At 64.4% G+C, this 2,015-nt stretch carries 1 protein-coding gene and 1 pseudogene; both read left to right on the top strand.

All coding sequences use genetic code 11. The features are described from left to right. Window positions 1-354, top strand: a pseudogene (locus tag AC1DY5_RS53255) (hypothetical protein); the annotation flags it as partial. A 350-nt stretch (window positions 355-704) separates the two neighbouring features. Next, window positions 705-2,015 (top strand): IS4 family transposase (locus AC1DY5_RS53250; protein ID WP_478122287.1); only part of this gene is annotated, 1,311 nt, incomplete at its 3' end.

Raw genomic sequence — 2,015 nt, 5'->3', positions numbered from 1 at the left:
GGCTTCGTCATGGTGCCGGGACGGCCCGGCGTGCTGCTGAAGATGCTGAGCCCAAGGCGCTACCTCGACCCCTCATATCTCGTGCGGATCGGCGGCGAACTCTATGGAGGCGCGCTGCGGTTCGAGCGCGACCTGCTGCAAATGCACGCGCAAGCCATGCGCGAACCAAGCCGACTGGGCTACCTCTACCAGCTGCTCGCCACGCCCGGCCTTACTTTGACCGTAGCTGGGTGCTACCGGACATCGAGGTGGCCGGGTAGTGACGCTGCACTGCTCGAAAGCGGTCGGCTACGAAAGTCGGCATCGGTGAAGGGTTGTCCGACACCTGCCCTTCGGGCGCCTGGTCGCGCGTGAAGATTGCCAGAACGATCATTGGATGGCCGCAGTGTGGGCAGGAGAAAGTCGTCGAGACGGCTCTCTGGACTCGGCTTCGGCGTCCGAGACTGTCCGGGTGAGCTCGTCTTCGGCGAGGCATCACAAGCCGTCTTCGGCCAGCAGCAGGACCTTCGACCTAGGTTGCGGCAACGACCGCTATCGGCTTGCGGATTCAACCGGACGGACCCTAGCGCGAATGGCACTTACTTTAGCTGTTGGGCCATCAGCGCSGGACGCAAGTGCTTGATGGCAAAGAGAGGTGGCTGACCCAGGATCGATAGGATGGTTGTTACCAAGCAATCAAACCATCTTTCCGAAGGCCAGCCAGCATGAATCGTAGTGCCCGAAGCGCTTTGCATCAACGTCGCAGCCACATTGGACGGCGGGCGAGATCGACCGAAGCGGTGGAGTTCTTCAACGTGCTGACGAGTCCGCAGTTGYTGGAGACGACCGAAGCGCTGCTGCCCGAGCACCGCGAGCGGCTGTATCCGCCGACGGTGACGCTGTCGATGTTCATGCGTCAGGTGCTGGAGGCCGATGGCTCGTGCCAGAAGGCGGTCAACGGCTGGGCCGCGCAGCGAGCGGSCGATGGTCTGAGAGCGTGCAGCGTTCGCACTGGCGGGTATTGCCGGGCTCGTCAGCGSYTGCCGCTGGAGATGGTCAGYGCGCTCACGCGCGARACAGGGCGCCWGCTSAGYGAGAAGGCKCYGGCGCAATGGYGCTGGCGCGGGCGCACGGTCAAGYTGGTGGACGGCACCGGGCTGTCGATGCCCGATACCCAGGAGAACCAGGCGCGCTATCCCCAACCCAGCACCCAGGCACCCGGGGTCGGCTTCCCGCTGGCGCGGCTGGTCGTGGTGGTGTGCTTGGCCACCGGTGCGGCGCTCGATGCGGCGATCGGGCCCCATCAAGGCAAAGGCAGCGGCGAGYTGGCCCTGGTGCGTCGCCTGCTCCAAGGCTTTCGCCCAGGCGACGTGATGCTGGCCGATGCCCTGTACTGCAACTACTTCCTGATCGCYACGCTGATGGCCGCTGGCGTGGATGTGCTGATGGAGCAAAACGGCTCGCGCATCACCGACTTTCGCCGCGGCCAGTCGCTGGGCACGCGCGATCACATCGTGCGCTGGCCCAAGCCGGCGCAGCGTCCCCAGTGGATGACGCCCGAGCAATATGCGCACGCCCCCGATGAGATCGTGCTGCGTGAAGTCAAGGTTGCYCACCAAGTTCTGGTCACCACGCTGGTGAATCATCGACAGGTTGCCAAGAACGATCTGTCGGCGCTGTACGCGCGTCGCTGGAACATCGAGCTGGACCTGCGCAACCTCAAGACCACCACCGGCATGGATGTGCTGCGCTGCCAGACGCCGCAGATGAACGACAAGCAGCTGTGGGTCCATCTGCTGGCCTACAACGTGATCCGGCTGCTGATGGCGCAGGCCGCCAGCCACGTCGGCATCGACCCGCGCGGCCTGAGCTTCAAGCACACGGTGCAACTGTGGACRGAGTGGGTCTCGCGAGGCCTCTCGGTCACGAAGGATTGCCAGCGGCTGTTCACGTTGATCGCCCAATGCAAGGTCGGCCATCGACCCGGACGCATCGAGCCGCGAATGCGAAAACGAAGGCCAAAACCCTACCCACCC

Source organism: Variovorax sp. P4_D9, from assembly GCF_056401695.1.
The sequence above is the reverse complement of the archived record's forward strand: the minus strand, read 5'-3'. Positions and strand labels throughout refer to the sequence as shown.